The organism is Frankia sp. AgKG'84/4, from assembly GCF_023242965.2.
GTDB lineage: Bacteria > Actinomycetota > Actinomycetes > Frankiales > Frankiaceae > Frankia.
Window position 1 is genome coordinate 1 of the sequence record NZ_JALKFU020000939.1, and the last position, 710, is coordinate 710.

The following is a 710-nucleotide window of genomic DNA, read 5'->3' on the forward strand; positions in this document are numbered from 1 at the left end:
GGCCGCCGCGTCGCCGTCCGCACCGGTCCGCCCGGCGCGGGCGGCCCGTTCCGCGGCGACCGCCGGCAGCTCGTGGATGAGCGGATGCGGCCGGGCCTGGTGGAACGTCCGCCAGTCGGCGTTGACGACCGCGAGGCTGGTCTCGCCGTCGGCGAGTGCGTCGGCCAGGGCCCGTACGGCCGTGTCCGGCGCCATCGCGAGCAGCCCGTACCGGGCGAGGACACGTTGCGCCGCCCCGTCGGCGAGCCCCTCGCCGGCCCACTGCCCCCAGGCGAGGGAGGTGGCGACGAACCCGGCGGCACGCCGGTGGGCGGCGAGGGCATCGAGGTAGGCGTTGCCCGGCGCGTAGTTGCCCTGACCCGACACCCCGGCGGTGCCGGCGATCGAGGAGAACAGCACGAAGGCGTCCAGGTCCGCGTCGAGGGTCAGCTCGTGCAGGTTGCGGGCACCGCCGACCTTCACCCGCAGCACCCGGTCGATCTTCTCCGGCGTCAGCTCCGCGATCAGGCCGTCGTCCAGCACGGCCGCGGTGTGCACGACCGCGTGCAGCGGGACCTGCGCCGGGATGGCGGCGAGGACGTCCGCGAGCGCCGCCTTGTCGGCCACGTCAACCGCGGCGATCGTGACGCGCGTGCCCAGCCCGCGCAGTTCCGCGGCGAGCTCCGCCGCTCCCGGTGCCCGCTCGCCGCGACGGCTGGTCAGCAGCAGGT

The 710-nt window shown here is 76.3% G+C and carries 1 protein-coding gene; it reads right to left on the reverse strand.

Translation table 11 applies throughout. The features are described 5' to 3' along the window. Positions 1-710: SDR family NAD(P)-dependent oxidoreductase (locus MXD58_RS26175; RefSeq protein ID WP_250610412.1), on the reverse strand; the 710-nt coding region annotated here is incomplete at both ends.